The sequence below is a fragment of the Aquabacterium sp. genome (assembly GCF_036279675.1).
Taxonomy (GTDB): domain Bacteria; phylum Pseudomonadota; class Gammaproteobacteria; order Burkholderiales; family Burkholderiaceae_C; genus Aquabacterium.
Genome location: NZ_DASUIS010000124.1, coordinates 1 through 12,684 on the forward strand (window position 1 = coordinate 1; position 12,684 = coordinate 12,684).

A 12,684-nucleotide genomic window follows, 5' to 3' on the forward strand; every position below is an offset into this window, starting at 1 on the left:
CGAGCACCATGTCGGCTGGGTTGCCCCCACCGATGGCCTGCTGGTGATGGACCGCAATGGCGACGGCAGGATCAACGATGGCAAGGAGCTGTTCGGCACCGCCACCGTGGTAGATGGCCACCGCGCGGGTGACGGCTACACCGCCATGCGCGCCGAGGACAGCAACCACGATGGCAAGCTCAGCGCCACCGATCTGCGCTTCGATGAACTCAAGGTCTGGGTGGATGCCAACAGCGATGGCGTCTCGCAAGCTGGCGAGCTGCACAACCTGGCCAGCCTGGGCATCATCGAGATCGATCTGCATGCGCAGCACGCGAGCACCATGGACAACGGCAACCTGCTGGGCCTGGTGTCCGACTACAAGACCAGCGATGGGCACACCCACGCCGTGGCCGACGTCTGGTTCGCCAAGGATCAGACACCGCACGCCGCTGACCACGTAGCACAGACACTGGATCTGCACGTCAGCGACTTGCTGGCCCCCAGAGCCGAAGACCTGCTCGCCAGCAACGCCTCAACCCATACCCCGGTCACGGCCACACCCGCCGTGCTGCCAGGCGACCTCCACCTGGCCCAGGTGGACCACACCCAACTCACGGAAGACCCGAACAAGACCACACCGCTGATCTGAGCCCCCCTTTCAGCCTCCCAGGCCTCAACCTGGGGAAGCCCCTCAGCCCCGACCCGGGCTGCGGGGCATGCGCGCTCGCGCAAAGCGTGCAAATGTGCACGGATGCCCCGCTTTTTCAAGCTTATGAGCGCGGCTTGCAGGATCACCATTGCTGAACTGCCTCGTGTGGAATGGTTCCACCGGGCTGTCTCGTCAAGGAGATCCGCATGAGCATGCGACTGGGCACCAGCAAAACCTGTCTCGTTACCGGCGGCGCCGGCTTCCTGGGTTCACACCTGTGCGAACGCCTGCTGGAGCAAGGCCACGAGGTCATCTGCCTGGACAACCTGTTCACGGGTTCTCGCCGCAACATCGAACACCTGATGGATCACCCCAGGTTCGAGTTCCAGCGCCACGATGTGACCTTCCCGCTCTACATCGAGGTCGACGAGATCTACAACTTCGCCTGCCCGGCCTCGCCCATTCACTACCAGCACGACCCGGTCCAGACCACCAAGACCAGCGTGCACGGTGCCATCAACATGCTCGGCCTGGCCAAGCGTGTGCGCGCCAAGATCCTGCAGGCTTCGACCTCCGAGGTCTATGGCGACCCCCAGATCCACCCCCAACCCGAAGAGTACTGGGGCCACGTGAACCCCATCGGCTACCGCTCCTGCTATGACGAAGGCAAGCGCTGCGCCGAAACCCTGTTCTTCGATTACCACCGTCAGCACAAGCTGCGCATCAAGGTCATGCGCATCTTCAACACCTATGGCCCGCGCATGCACCCCAACGACGGCCGCGTGGTGTCCAACTTCATCGTGCAGGCACTGACTGGCAAGCCCATCACCCTGTACGGCGAGGGCACTCAGACCCGCTCATTCGGCTACGTGGATGACCTCATCGATGGCGCCCTGCGCCTGATGAACAGTCCTGACGACATCACCGGCCCGATCAACATCGGCAACCCGGTGGAGACCACCGTGCGTGCCCTGGCTGAAAAGGTCATCGACATGACCGGTTCGAGCTCGCCCATCGTCTACAAGCCCCTGCCCCACGACGACCCCATGCAGCGCTGCCCGGACATCACCCGCGCCAAGACCCTGCTGGGCTGGCAGCCCAATACCCAGCTGGAGCAAGGCCTGGCCAAAACGATCGCCTACTTCGAGCACCTGCTCAAGGTCGAAAAGATCGAAATCGCCTGATCGCCGTTCACACGACTCACACGATTCACCCCGGGTAGACCTACATGACCAAAGCACTGGACATCGGCTGCGGCCCCAAACCGAAGAACCCCTTCAACGCCACCGAGGTGTATGGCATCGACGTGCGCGATGACATCGACCGTGGCATCTTCCGTGCCGATCTGGTGGTGGACCCCATCCCCTTCCCGGACAACAGCTTCAACTTCGTGACGGCCCACGATTTCCTGGAGCACATTCCCCGCCTCATCTACTGCCCGCAGCGCCGCAATGCGTTTGTGGAAGTGATGAACGAGGTCTGGCGCGTGCTGGAACCCGATGGCCTGTTCATGTCCTTCACGCCGGCCTACCCCAACCCGGCCGCCTTCCGTGACCCGACTCACGTCAACATCATCACGGACGAGACCTTCCCCGCCTACTTTGACAACGTCAACCGCTGGGCATCGGTCTATGGCTTCAAGGGTGCATTCCAGATCATCAGCCAGGAATGGCGCGGCCCGCACCTCATGACCATCATGCGCAAGGTGGCCGCACCGGATACGCCCCAGACAGAGGCCATCCCCGACGTGTCCATGCACACCCCGCCAGCCCATGCCGCAGCAGCCGCGCCGACCACATCGGCACCATCGGCCACCAGCGACAAACCCAAGGCCGGCTCCGTGGAAGAGTGGAACTACAAGCTCTATCACGATGAAGGCAGCCATGCGCTGGATCCTGAGACCCGCCGCATGCATGAATCCTGGTTCAGCGAGGACACGGCCGACTTCTGGCGCCATGAGCGCATGATGGAGCCACTGTTCCACTGCCTGAGCCACACGCACAACGACAAGTGGCTCACCGTCGGTGACGGCCACTACGGCCTGGACGCCATCCGCATGATGCGCCGCGGCTACAAGAGCGTGCTGCCCACCAACATCTCCGGCACCTTCCTCGCAGAGGCCAAGGAGCGCGGCTTGATCCCCGCCTACTCCGAGGAAAACGCCGAAAAACTCAGCTTTGCCGACAACGAATTCGACTTCGTGCTGTGCAAAGAGGCCTATCACCACTTCCCCCGCCCCGCCATCGCGCTGTACGAGATGCTGCGCGTGGCCCGCAAAGGCGTGGTGCTGATCGAGCCGCAGGACAAGTACGCCGACCCTCCCGTCATCCCTGGCGAAGACCAGCCCAGCTACGAAGCCGTGGGCAACTTCGTCTACGCCCTGTCGCGCCGCGAGATCAACAAAGTCTGCTGGGGCCTGGATCTGCCGGCCGTGGCTTACAAAAATATCTGCGACGTCTACCTGCCCGGCGTGGAATACGTCCAGGCCAAGGATGGCGAACCGCTGTTCGAGCGCCTCAAGGCCGAAACCGCAGATGCAGAGCTCAAAGCCAAGCAGATGCTGATCAAGCCCAACGTGCTGCTGACGGTGATCTTCAAGGAAAAGCCCGACCAGGCCACCGTTGACCGCTTCACAAAGGGCGTAGAGGGTTGGACCTTCCGCCAGTTCGAGGGCAACCCGCACCTCAAGCGCACCCGCACCTGGTAGCAGCCGGTAGCACCAGGCTCCGAGGCCTCAGCCCGGGGCACGCCACCAAACCGCAATAAACGCTGTAACCCCCCGGTTTTTCTCGCTAAAGCCGGGTGGGTGGGCGCGCGACCATGTGAACCACTGCACAAACTGACCGTCCTCTTCCAAGGAGAAACCGCATGAGCATGCGACTGGGCACCAGCAAGACCTGTCTCGTTACCGGCGGCGCCGGCTTCCTCGGCTCGCACCTGTGCGAACGCCTCCTGGAGCAAGGCCACGAAGTTGTCTGCGTGGACAACCTGTTCACGGGTTCGCGCCGCAACATCGAACACCTGATGGACCACCCCCGGTTCGAGTTCCAGCGCCATGACGTGACCTTCCCCCTGCACGTGGAAGTCGACGAGATTTACAACTTTGCCTGCCCGGCCTCGCCCATCCACTACCAGCACGACCCGGTCCAGACCACCAAGACCAGCGTGCACGGTGCCATCAACATGCTCGGCCTGGCCAAGCGCCTGAAGGCCAAGATCCTGCAGGCATCCACGTCCGAGGTCTATGGCGACCCACAGGTGCACCCCCAGACCGAAGACTACTGGGGTCACGTCAACCCCATGGGCATCCGCTCCTGCTATGACGAAGGCAAGCGCTGCGCCGAAACCCTGTTCTTTGATTACCACCGTCAGCACAAGCTGCGCATCAAGGTCATGCGCATCTTCAACACCTATGGCCCGCGCATGCACCCCAACGACGGCCGCGTGGTGTCCAACTTCATCGTGCAGGCACTGAGCGGCAAGCCCATCACCCTGTACGGCGACGGCATGCAGACACGCGCGTTCGGCTATGTGGATGACCTCATCGACGGTGCCCTGCGCCTGATGAACAGCCCCGACGACATCACCGGCCCGATCAACATCGGCAACCCGGTCGAGACCACCGTGCGCTCGCTGGCCGAGAAGATCATCGACATGACCGGTTCGAGCTCGCCCATCGTCTACAAGCCCCTGCCCCACGACGACCCCATGCAGCGCTGCCCGGACATCACCCGCGCCAAGACCCTGCTGGGCTGGCAGCCTAACACCCAGCTCGAAGAAGGCCTGGGCAAGACCATTGCCTACTTCGAGAAGCTGCTCAAGGTCGAGCAGATCGCCCTGGCCTGACCGCCGCTCGCCCTCAACCCATCCACAGGTAGAACCCCATGACCAAAGCACTGGACATCGGCTGCGGCCCCAAGCCCAAGAATCCCTTCAACGCCACCGAGGTGTACGGCATCGACGTGCGTGACGACATCGACCACGGCATCTTCCGTGCCGACCTGGTGGTCGATCCCATCCCTTTCCCTGAAGACGCCTTCGATTTCGTGACCGCTCACGACTTCCTGGAGCACATCCCCCGCCTCATCTACTGCCCACAGCGCCGCAACGCCTTTGTGGAAGTGATGAACGAAGTCTGGCGCGTGCTGAAACCCGGTGGCCTCTTCATGTCCTTCACACCGGCCTACCCCAACCCGGCGGCCTTCCGTGACCCGACCCACGTCAACATCATCACGGACGAAACCTTCCCCGCCTACTTCGACAACGTGAACCGCTGGGCCACCGCCTACGGCTTCAAGGGTGCCTTCCAGATCCTGAGCCAGGAATGGCGTGGCCCCCACCTGCTGTCGATCATGCGCAAGGTGGAAGTGCCCGCACAAGCCGCCGCGGCACCAGCAGAACACGCCTGATCTGCCAGACAGTGAGCGCAAAGCACAGGAGCAAGCCATGAGCACCAAGGTCGCCGCCATCACGATGATCAAGGACGAGTGCGACATCATCGAACTCTTCGTCCGCATCAACAGCCGCAGCGTGGATCACATCTACGTGATCGACCATGACAGCAAGGACGGCACGCAGGAAATCCTGCTGCGACTCAAGGCTCAAGGCTTCCCGCTCACCATCTACAAGCACGAATCGTCTGACTTCCAGCAGGCGATCATGCTGACCACGCTGTGCCGCCAGATCGCCGCCACCAACCAGTACGACTACATCGTGCCGCTGGATGCCGACGAGTTCATCCACACACCCAATGGGCAGGACTTCCGCCAGGCGCTGGCTGAACAAGTGCCCAAGGATGGCTGCGGCCTGATGGCCTGGGTCACCTACGTGCCCACCGGTGGCGACTACTACGGCAGCAAGGCGCCGCTGTATGACGTCTTCCGCAAGCGCGCCAAGGAACCTGAACAGTTCTACAAGGTCGTCATCCCCAATGAGCCAGGCAAGACCTGCATCATTGCCGAAGGCAGCCACTTCATCGCCGTCAACAACCAGTGGTTGCAAGGCCCCGTGATCACGCCCGTGCTGCAGCATGTGCCCGTGCGCTCGGTGGACCAGATCACGGCCAAGTCGCTGATCGGCGCACGCCGCCTGTCCATCAAGGTGGGCCGCGGCAAGACCCAGACGGCGCACTGGGATCACATGGCCGAGAAGATCCGTGCGGCCAACTACCGCCTGCCCCATTCCGAGATGCTGTCCATGGCCTTCCTCTACGCTGGCGACCTGTCGCAAGACTGCGATCACACGGCGATTGACGAGAGCGCACCACGCGTCGGCAGCCCCGATGACCAGATCCTGTTCGCCGACCTGTCGCGCATCAACATTCTGATGAAGTTCGACCAGTTCGCTGCCAGCCTGTGTGGCGAGATCCGAGCCACCCGAGGCATCAAGGACGAAGAGCCGGCGCCAGTGGCCGCACCCATTGCCGCTGCCGCCTGAACCCGACGCGGCTTGATCCGCCAGCAACGCCGGCTACCGACAGGGGCCGGCGTTGCGCTTTGTTATCAGTACAGCCACTCGAATACGGGGGATCAAGCCGCTTTGGCTCAACAAACACGCATCTTTAAGCTCCCGTTATGGACGGGAAAGAGGACTTCACGTACGGTTTGTTCTGGAAAAACCTTTCAAACCTGAAGCCAACATGTCCTACCTCATCCGTTCCTCCAAAGTCATCTCTGCCCTGCTCCTGGCGTTTGTGATCACCGGCTGCGCCACCTCGCAACGCATGAGCAGCGAAGACAAAGCCCGCATCAAGTCCACACAGGTCAGCCAGTCTGTTGAAAAAGGGCAAGTGTTCCTGTTGGCTCCTGGCGGTGCGGCCGTTGGCATGATGTTCGGCGCTGTGGGTGGTGCCGTCAGTGGCGGCATGGTCGTGGATGCGCAAACAGCCTTTGTGAACTACCTGAACCAGAACAACATCTCCATCGAAAAACTGGTTCAGCAAGAGTTTGAAAATGCACTGCGCGCATCCGGCAAGCTGTCCATCGCGACGAGCGCCGATGCCGGCATCCCCACGATCAAGCTGTCCGTGCCGCAATACGGCTTCGGTGTGACGCACCTGCTGAGCTCGAACGTCGTGCCTGTACTGCAAATGAAGGCCGACATGGTGGATGACAAGGGCCAGACCGTCTGGAGCGCCAGCGACCGCATGCTGCCCTCGATCGCCAGCCCCATGACCGCGATCGCCTGGGCCCAGATCCAGAACGATCCGAAGGAAATTGAAGCCCAACTGCGTGCAGCGGCCAAGTACCTCTCGAACAAGCTGGTGCAATCTCTGTGATGCCATTGGCCTGTTAACCTTGCGCAAGAACATGCTGGGTTGACAGGCACATGAACGCCACCGAACTACTCACACCATCTGGCCAGGCCGGAGCGGCTCAATGAGCTTCGACCTGCTCAACTACATCGAGCTGGCAGCGCATCCTCAACCGGATGAGCTGACCCAGGCGTTGCGGCGTCTGTTCATGGCCTTGCGCCAGGCGGCCGACGCACCCGCATGGACGGACGCCGTTGACGTCTACATGACCGATGCGCGTCGCCTCACCGGGAGCGGCCTGCTCCACGGCTGGAATGCGGCCGGGGCCTTGTTTGTGGGCGAAGCCCTGTACGCCGGCCTGCGCACCAAGGGGCTGGTCGGCGGGCAGCCCATCCTCGGTTACCTGATCCAGCTGTCCATGACCGAAGCGCAATGGCAGGCGACCCGCCAGACCATGCAAACCGCCCCCGCAAACGCACAAGGCGGCCAGGTACTGCGTGTCGCGGATTTCCCCCGCACCTGGCTGGAGCACCTGTTCAAACGAGGTGAACGCGAAATCCTGCGTGGCATCTACCAAGGCGCTTACCAGGCCATCCACGATGCCACCCAGGAGGCCATGGTTGGCCCGGTCGATCTGGCGAGCTGGCAAGCCCGGCTCGGCATCCTGGCCGCCTGTCTGACCTTGCGCCGCTGGCTCCCCTTGCAGCCAGGCCACGCGATGCTGACCTGGCTGTTCAATGCCGAAGAGATCGACCGAATCCAGCAGCAGGAGGCCCAGGCCGAGGCACTTTTCGGGCACCTGTTTGCGGCGCACTTCGGCGGCATGATCACCGCCGAACACCAGCAGGAAGTGGCGCAGCAGTACGCTCAGCGCCTTGCTGAAGACCCCGTTCAGGCGGCGCAATGGCGACAAGATGGGCAAAGCCGGTTTGAAGTGGCGCCTTACCACTGAACGCCTTTGCCCCCTTGCAGGCGGCAACCTGCAAATCCGCCTGACACGTACTGGTGCGCTACCACTGCAACGCGACGATCACCACCCCCAACCTTGGTGCTCAGGGGAAAAGCCTCCCGCGCCTTGCTGACGCGGTAGGCTGCCAGAAAACGTCAATCAGGGTGCCCAAAAGTTTTCTCTCCCGGCTAATAAATACGGCGCGCCTGTTGTGAAAGGCTTTCTGACAGGAGCACCGTCGCCATGAGAAGCATTGACTGGAAGCTGAGCACCCTCCAATTGGCAGCCATGATGGCGACCGTCGTCGCCATGCTCGCCATGCTGACGCTCTACCACCATCAAAGCGATCAGTTCTACATACCAATTGCAGACTTTCTTGGGTCATTCAACCTGGCCGCACCTCCACTGCTGGCGCTGGTGTTTTCGTATGTGTTGACATTCCTTCTGGGCGAGAAGGTATCCGATGCCCCCAAGCTGGTCATCAAATACCTCCGCAACGTCTTCCTGCAACACCGACTTGGCATGGTGGCTTACATCGTGCTCGCGGTCATGATCTGTCTGGCTTCGTCGCAGTACATTCGCACCACGGCCCCGCGGCACTACGTGGAACTTGTCTCCATCCTGCTTGGTGGCGAACAAGATCGGCAGCAACTGATTGCCAAGGAGATCAAGGCCATTGCCGAGAGATCTCCTGATTACGCAGAAAAAATTCAGCTCGTTGTTGACGTCTTCGCCCTTCGTCGCAAGTGGAACTTCCACGGTGCCACGCCCAACACCACCGAGCCTCGCATCCTCGTGAGAGCGCTGGATGCCAACGTGACCGATGAGGCATGGAAAGAGCATCCACTTCGCAAACACGCACTCGCCGAGGCCTATTCCATGTGGGCGCAGGCTGAAACAGCTTCCAGGTTTTCGATCGGGTCGACAGATTCGGCCATCCACTTGAAAAACGCTGTCGCGCTGTATGACGAAGTCAGCCGCTCGCCATCCCCTCTGGCGACACCTCTGCTCAAAATCAGCGCCGTCAACAACACAGGCAATGCCTACCTTTACACGGGGCGATTTGCTGACGCGAGCAAGTACTACATGACGGCTCAAGCCCAGAACAAGAACCTGTCATCGGCGGGGAACCTGATCGCCGCATTGATCCTGCAAGGGAAATACCCGGAGGCCGAAAAGACAGGTGAAGCGCTCAGGGAATGGGGCATATCCAGCGGGAAAGCACAGACAGAAGGCTCCGCCTACTCTGGCGTGGTCGGGAACATGGCTTTCGCTTACCTGATTGAAGGAAAGTTTGAGCGCGCTGCCAAGCTGATGCTGGAAGCCTATGACCTCGAGTCAGACGAACTCAATGCCCTGAACCTCGCGTCGGCCCTGTTTCTGCTTGGCAAGCCCAAGGACGCCTGGACCTTGATGAACGACCAGTTCAAGTACCCCCCCTTGGAATTGAAGGATCAAGCCAAACGGGCACAGGAGAAATACAACGGCTGCTACTACATCGTGGCTGCAGCCATGACGGAGCCAAGCCAGCTTGGCCTGATGGCCGCCTACTACAACCTCTACCTGGGCCATGGACAAACACAAGCTCAGTTGGAGGCCAGTACGCCTGAATCCTTGAAGCCGCTCACCCAGTCCGTTGTAGGGCGGTTGGAAACAGACAACGGCGCCTGCAAGAACCTCATGATGATCCCCGCTTTTCGGAATTTGATTCTCCGACCTGCATGAAGGCTCGTCGCAGACCATTCAGGGCTGGGGTCAAGTCCACAATACCAGTCGGGGCGGAAGGAGGATTCCCCCCAACAACCATGAGTTCCCATAACCGTGCCTGAACCCATCGAGTTCGATTTCTTCTGGCGACTCGCCAAGCCAGAATTTGCCGCACTGATTGCGTTTGCGGTGATTGCGACCATCGCCTGGCGTGTGTATCAACGGCCTCGACAATGGCAAGATCGCAAGCGCACCGAGCGCTACGCAAAAAGGCTCGGCTTTTTTGCTGAGCTACTGGTCACAGCGGGGGTCATCGGCTTGCTTACGTTTGTGGGGCGCTCCAGGATTGCTTCCGAGACCGTGGATCATGAAGCGCAATGGGTAGAGGCTCAGCGTCAGGTCGCAGCTGACATCTGGCACTACGCCCAACCCTTGTGCCTAAATCCGCCAGCCGCCCTCGCCCCCACACAGGAGCGTGCAGCGCAGGCCACCGCTTGCGAACTGTGGAGCAAGTACATCAACACGGCCAACAAGGACATCTACTGGCGAGGCGCCTATGACGACTACACAGCCTTGCTGAACCTGCCCGCTCTCTCCGCGACTTTGCGCGCACAACTGCAGCAGGTCCAGCAATCCATCCTGAGCCTGATTCGCACGCAGTACGACAAGGACGTGCTGCCACTGAAGCAAAAAGTGCTGACCGCGCAGTCCTCATGGTGGTTCGTGCTGGCTTGTGCGAGCTGCGCTGTCTTGGGTATCGCGCTGAAATGGGCCAAAGCTGCATTGGATGCGTTCCCGCACCATCAGCCCTGATCGTCGACAGGATCAGGCGGCATTAGACTCTCGGGCCATACGAACCGTCTGGCCAGTAAGCCCAAACCTGCCGAGTTGCCCATGCGCCGCATCATCAAGTGGATCTTCATCGCCTACCTCGTGGTACTGCACCTTCTGATGGCCATCATGCTGGCGCGCTACGGCCTGCCGCTTTCCGTGCGCATCAAGCTGGGCCTGGTGTCGGCCAATACGCCCTTCTATGAATCGATGCTGAGCTACCAGCACAGCGTGGACACCTCCCTGCCCGATGGCACGGTCGTGTTCCTGGGCGACAGCATCACGCAGGGCCTGGCCAATGTGGCCGTGGCGCCCAACAGCGTCAATTACGGCATCGGAGGGCAAAGCACCAGCCAGTTGCACGACTCCTTGCGCAACTACCCTTCGCTGCCACGCGCCAAGGCGATCGTGCTCACCATCGGCATCAATGACTTTCTGCAGCACGGCGAGCGTGGCGTGGCCCAACGTCTGGCGCAAATCGACCAGGCACTGCCCGCACACGTGCCCCTGATCTGGAATGCCGTCATGCCGGTCGCGCCCGAGCAGGCAGACCTGTCTGGCGTGGCACAGGCCAACGCAGAGATCAAACGCCTGTGCGCCCAAAGGCCACAGTGCACCTATGTCGACACCTGGCCGCTGCTGGCAGACGAATCAGGCCTCATCCGGCCCGCGTACTTCATGCCAGATGGCATCCACCTCAGCCCTGAGGGCTACCGCGTGTGGATCGCCGCCTTGAAAAAACACGCCCCGCAGTGAGCAAGCCAAAGGGAGAACACCACATGTCATTGCTGCGCAAAGCCCTGCTCTGTCTGGCCGTCCTGCTGCTTGGCGCATGCGCCGCCACCAAGTCCAACGTCAGGGCGCTGGATGTGGAGGGGGATGGCCATGTCGATCTGTCCACAGCGCGTTCGTCCGTGCCCATGGGTGGGCCGCACATCGAGGTGTTCTTCTTCTACACCTGCCCACATTGCTACACCTTCTACAACGAGCAACTGCAAGCCTGGGCAGAAAAGAACAATTCCCGCGTGAGCGTCATCTACACCCCGGTGGTGTGGCGCGATGACTTCCGCAGCATGGCCCAGGCCTACTACGCTGGCGAGATGGCCCACATCAATCCGGCCTTCCACACGGCCGTGTTCGACGCCTTGCACCAGAACCCCAGGCAAGAGCGCACGGCCGGCTTCTTCGCCGACATCGCTCAGGCTTGTTGCAAGGTGTCTCGCGCGCAGTTTCTCGCCCGGTATGAATCCGACGCCGTCCAGCGTGCTGTCGAATCCGGCAAATTGCGGGCAAACCTGCACCGCATTGATGGCACACCCATGGTGATCGTGAACGGTCGCTACCTGGTTTCGCCGTCCACCGCGAAGAACAAGGCCAGGATGATGAACCTGGTTGACGACCTCCTGACCAAACCCCTGCGTTGAAACCCGAACTGGTGACCAGAGCATGACCATACGCTCCTCGCTGCCCATGGCCTGCATGGCGCTGTGCTTCGCCCTGGCCTTTGCGCCGCTCGCCCAGGCGCAAGGCCGGTACTTCGAAGAAGATGTCTACCTGGCATTGAAGGAGCGCCATGTCATGCCCGATCTCACCTTTGACAAGGCGACCGGCCGATTGAACAGTGGCGCCCTCTCCATCAGCCTCGACAACGTCAAAAAAGAAGCCCAGCGCCGCCAGCTTGAAGGGCAGGCAGCTGTCGATTTCGCGGTCAAGACGATCGAAGGTGGTCTGCGTGATCAGGCGACAGCCGGAGACACCAAGACCTGGGCTGACGTCAAGCAACGTATCTACCCCACCATCTCGCCCATCGTCTACCTGCAGGCAGCTCATTGCACCGCCCTGTCCAGGCAGACAGCCAGGTGCTTCGTCATCGACATGCCGAACTCGCGTGCATTCGTCATGCCCAAGGAGATGCAGGCATGGGGCATCAGCCAAAGCGAGCTGGAGTCAACCGCCCTGGACAACCTCCGCAAGATCACCCCACTCAACCAGCTCGGTCTGCACAAGGTGGATGGCCGCCTGAGCATCATCTACGCGCAGACAGGCGACACCTACGACCCATCCCGCATCCTGCTGCCCGAGGTGCAGAAGTTCATCCGCATGAGCTTCATGGGCAACGCCGTCGTGGGCCTGCCGAATCGGGGCTTGATGATGGCCTGGCGCCCCGAGATGAGCAAGAAGCTGAACCTGGACATGCAGGTCATGGCCCAGTTCAAGACACAGCCCAATCCCTTGACACCTGAATTGTTCTACCTCGACGAGAACGGCCTGCACCTTGCCAACGATGCCGAGGTCTTTGGCGATCCGCTCCTC

General features: G+C 61.1%; 13 protein-coding genes. All 13 read left to right on the forward strand.

Annotated features, from left to right (window positions below; all coding sequences use genetic code 11):
• A partial coding sequence (locus tag VFW93_RS14345) for a hypothetical protein (RefSeq protein WP_329694662.1) occupies positions 1–631 on the forward strand: 631 nt, incomplete at its 5' end.
• Between the two features lie 212 nt (positions 632–843).
• On the forward strand, positions 844–1,815 hold the full coding sequence (locus VFW93_RS14350) for a UDP-glucuronic acid decarboxylase family protein (RefSeq protein ID WP_329694673.1): 972 nt from the start codon (positions 844–846) through the stop codon (positions 1,813–1,815).
• A gap of 44 nt (positions 1,816–1,859) precedes the next feature.
• Entirely contained in the window at positions 1,860–3,338 is a 1,479-nt protein-coding gene (locus tag VFW93_RS14355; RefSeq protein ID WP_329694663.1) for a methyltransferase domain-containing protein, read from the forward strand.
• A gap of 167 nt (positions 3,339–3,505) precedes the next feature.
• Positions 3,506–4,477, forward strand: coding sequence for a UDP-glucuronic acid decarboxylase family protein (locus tag VFW93_RS14360; protein WP_329694674.1), 972 nt, complete (start codon positions 3,506–3,508; stop codon positions 4,475–4,477).
• A gap of 38 nt (positions 4,478–4,515) precedes the next feature.
• Entirely contained in the window at positions 4,516–5,040 is a 525-nt protein-coding gene (locus VFW93_RS14365) for a class I SAM-dependent methyltransferase (protein WP_329694664.1), read from the forward strand.
• Positions 5,041–5,077: 37 nt separating this feature from the next.
• Entirely contained in the window at positions 5,078–6,067 is a 990-nt protein-coding gene (locus VFW93_RS14370) for a glycosyltransferase family 2 protein (protein ID WP_329694665.1), read from the forward strand.
• A gap of 202 nt (positions 6,068–6,269) precedes the next feature.
• A complete protein-coding gene (locus VFW93_RS14375; protein WP_329694666.1) occupies positions 6,270–6,908 on the forward strand; it encodes a hypothetical protein in 639 nt (212 codons plus the stop codon).
• Positions 6,909–7,008: 100 nt separating this feature from the next.
• Positions 7,009–7,836 (forward strand): hypothetical protein, encoded by an 828-nt coding sequence (locus tag VFW93_RS14380; protein ID WP_329694667.1) that lies wholly within the window; start codon positions 7,009–7,011, stop codon positions 7,834–7,836.
• Between the two features lie 276 nt (positions 7,837–8,112).
• A complete protein-coding gene (locus VFW93_RS14385; RefSeq protein WP_329694668.1) occupies positions 8,113–9,558 on the forward strand; it encodes a hypothetical protein in 1,446 nt (481 codons plus the stop codon).
• Positions 9,559–9,654: 96 nt separating this feature from the next.
• Positions 9,655–10,353 carry a hypothetical protein gene (locus VFW93_RS14390; RefSeq protein WP_329694669.1) on the forward strand — a complete coding sequence of 233 codons (699 nt, stop codon included), beginning with the start codon at positions 9,655–9,657 and terminating at the stop codon, positions 10,351–10,353.
• Between the two features lie 81 nt (positions 10,354–10,434).
• Positions 10,435–11,127 carry an SGNH/GDSL hydrolase family protein gene (locus VFW93_RS14395; RefSeq protein WP_329694670.1) on the forward strand — a complete coding sequence of 231 codons (693 nt, stop codon included), beginning with the start codon at positions 10,435–10,437 and terminating at the stop codon, positions 11,125–11,127.
• Between the two features lie 23 nt (positions 11,128–11,150).
• A complete protein-coding gene (locus tag VFW93_RS14400) occupies positions 11,151–11,795 on the forward strand; it encodes a thiol:disulfide interchange protein DsbA/DsbL (RefSeq protein WP_329694671.1) in 645 nt (214 codons plus the stop codon).
• Positions 11,796–11,817: 22 nt separating this feature from the next.
• A partial coding sequence (locus VFW93_RS14405; RefSeq protein ID WP_329694672.1) for a DUF1444 family protein occupies positions 11,818–12,684 on the forward strand: 867 nt, incomplete at its 3' end.

What these genes read in the sequence shown, in the direction of transcription:
- VFW93_RS14350 (WP_329694673.1), top strand. Translation starts at nt 844, where the DNA reads ATGCGACTGGGCACCAGCAAAACCTGTCTCGTTACCGGCGGCGCCGGC.
- VFW93_RS14355 (WP_329694663.1), top strand. Translation starts at nt 1,860, where the DNA reads ATGACCAAAGCACTGGACATCGGCTGCGGCCCCAAACCGAAGAACCCC.
- VFW93_RS14360 (WP_329694674.1), top strand. Translation starts at nt 3,506, where the DNA reads ATGCGACTGGGCACCAGCAAGACCTGTCTCGTTACCGGCGGCGCCGGC.
- VFW93_RS14365 (WP_329694664.1), top strand. Translation starts at nt 4,516, where the DNA reads ATGACCAAAGCACTGGACATCGGCTGCGGCCCCAAGCCCAAGAATCCC.
- VFW93_RS14370 (WP_329694665.1), top strand. Translation starts at nt 5,078, where the DNA reads ATGAGCACCAAGGTCGCCGCCATCACGATGATCAAGGACGAGTGCGAC.
- VFW93_RS14375 (WP_329694666.1), top strand. Translation starts at nt 6,270, where the DNA reads ATGTCCTACCTCATCCGTTCCTCCAAAGTCATCTCTGCCCTGCTCCTG.
- VFW93_RS14380 (WP_329694667.1), top strand. Translation starts at nt 7,009, where the DNA reads ATGAGCTTCGACCTGCTCAACTACATCGAGCTGGCAGCGCATCCTCAA.
- VFW93_RS14395 (WP_329694670.1), top strand. Translation starts at nt 10,435, where the DNA reads ATGCGCCGCATCATCAAGTGGATCTTCATCGCCTACCTCGTGGTACTG.
- VFW93_RS14400 (WP_329694671.1), top strand. Translation starts at nt 11,151, where the DNA reads ATGTCATTGCTGCGCAAAGCCCTGCTCTGTCTGGCCGTCCTGCTGCTT.